Origin of the sequence: uncultured Microscilla sp., assembly GCF_947493425.1 — a bacterium.
GTDB lineage: Bacteria > Bacteroidota > Bacteroidia > Cytophagales > Microscillaceae > Microscilla.
In genome coordinates this window covers 1-657 of the sequence record NZ_CANLRP010000443.1, presented here as the reverse complement: position 1 = coordinate 657, position 657 = coordinate 1, and the positions used below count along the sequence as shown (strand labels likewise).

General features: G+C 41.1%; 1 protein-coding gene. It reads right to left on the bottom strand.

The genetic code is table 11. The features are described 5' to 3' along the window. Positions 1-657: reverse transcriptase domain-containing protein (locus tag Q0954_RS34245; protein ID WP_299466670.1), on the bottom strand; the 657-nt coding region annotated here is incomplete at both ends.

The window sequence follows — 657 nt, the reverse complement described above, 5'->3', positions numbered from 1 at the left end:
AAATCTGCGCAGACTATTCTTGCTAATACGCAACTCGATACCCTTGGAATCCTTATAGTAGCCAAATCCAAGCAATTCAGCGCGGTTGTACCTATAAACACCTGATTTCTCCATATTCACTCGGAGCTTTAGACGTTTGGTTAACCAGTCACTGACATTGGATAGGATGCGTTCGCCTGCTCGCTGACTCTTTACATAAATGCTCAGATCATCAGCGTATCGAACAAAACGATGACCGCGAGATTCCAATTCTTTATCTAAACGATCTAAATACACATTAGAGAGAACGGGGCTGAGATTACCCCCTTGGGGAGTACCTTCTAAGGTTGCCTGTTTGACTCCATTGATCATTACCCCACTTTGGAGGTATTTACGAATCAACTTCAGGAAAACTTTATCTTCGCTCTCTTTACTTAAACTATAGAGCAATTGATCGTGATTTACCGTCCCAAAATAGTTGGATATGTCAATCACTACCACATACTCATAACCTGAATTCAGATAAGATAAAGATTGTTCCACAGCATCGTGTGTACTACGGTTTGGACGAAATCCATAACTATAATCGCTAAATGTTGGCTCATAATAGGAGCTTAGCACCTGAGCAAAACTTTGTTGAATATAGCGATCCAATACCGTGGGAATCCCGAGATTTCT